Source organism: Paenibacillus cisolokensis (genome assembly GCF_018403665.1).
GTDB lineage: Bacteria > Bacillota > Bacilli > Paenibacillales > Paenibacillaceae > Paenibacillus_AH > Paenibacillus_AH cisolokensis.
Genome location: NZ_BOVJ01000266.1, coordinates 1 through 1,293 on the forward strand (window position 1 = coordinate 1; position 1,293 = coordinate 1,293).

The following is a 1,293-nucleotide window of genomic DNA, read 5'->3' on the forward strand; positions in this document are numbered from 1 at the left end:
ATACTTTAGATTGGCAAACTGATGCTAGACTGAATAGTAGACACAGATTACACTGATGAAATCAAGCTGAATCGGAGGACTGTGTCGAAATGAAAAAGCCCCTGTATGATGAGACGTACAAGAGAAAGACGGTTCAATACGTCAAGGAAAGCGGAAAGGCGGTGGCGGAAGTCGCCCGCGAACTGAAGATCAAGGACAACACGCTATACGGCTGGATGAAGAAGTATGGCGGTGAGCCGGAGATCGTTGCGGCGCAAACGTTTAAGTCCGAAGATCATCAGTTGCGGGAGTTGCAAAAGCAAATACGAGACCTGCAAGAGGAGAATGAAATCTTAAAAAAGCAATGCACTTCTTCGCGAAAGACCGTCGGTGAAATATGCGTTCATCCACGAACACCGCTCCGAGTACCGACTGGAGAAGATGTGCAGCGTATTGAAAGTATCTCGCAGCGGCTACTACAAATGGAAGGAGCGCCCGGAAAGCGAACGGGAGCGTCAGCACAAGGAATGGACCGAGCAGGTCAAAGAAATCTACGATCAGTCCCGCAAGCTTTACGGCAGTCCGAAGATCACCCGTAAACTCCTGCAGCAAGGAGTGACGATCTCCGAGCGAACGGTGACGCGGATCATGAACGAGCAGCAGTGGCGGTCCCGGACAGTCAAGAAGTACAAAGCGACCACCAACTCCAAACACAGTCTACCCGTGCAGGACAATGTGCTGAACCAAGAGTTTACGGCCAGCAAGCCCAATAAAAATGGGTGACGGACATCACGTACATCGCAACGGGAGAAGGCTGGCTGTACCTCGCGAGCGTCATGGATTTATACTCCCGTAAAATCGTCGGTTGGCACATGAGCGACCGGATGACCAAGGAACTGGTGTTGCAGGCGCTAAAGCAGGCGTACGGTCGTCAGCAGCCCGATGAAGCGGTTCTGCACCATTCCGACCGCGGCAGCCAGTATGCCTCTCACGATTACCAGAAACAGTTGCAGCTTTATTCCATGATCGGAAGCATGAGCCGAAAAGGCAACTGCTACGACAATGCTTGCATTGAATCCTTTCACAGCGTTATCAAAAAAGAACTCATCTATCTGAACAAGTACGAAACCCGTGCAGAAGCCGAGAAAAGCATCTTCGAGTATATTGAGGTCTTTTACAACAATGAACGTATCCACTCGTCGATCGGATACAACACGCCAGCTGATTTTGAAAGCCAATACTACTTTAATGCGCTAAATCAATAAATTCTGTGTCTACTATCTTGACAGAGGTCCAAACTTATCGAAGATCATC

General features: G+C 49.3%; 1 pseudogene. It reads left to right on the forward strand.

Features of this window, described 5'->3' with window-relative positions:
- Positions 1-89 precede the first annotated feature (89 nt).
- Positions 90-1,244 (forward strand): annotated as a pseudogene (locus tag PACILC2_RS25890) (IS3 family transposase).
- Positions 1,245-1,293: the final 49 nt, after the last annotated feature.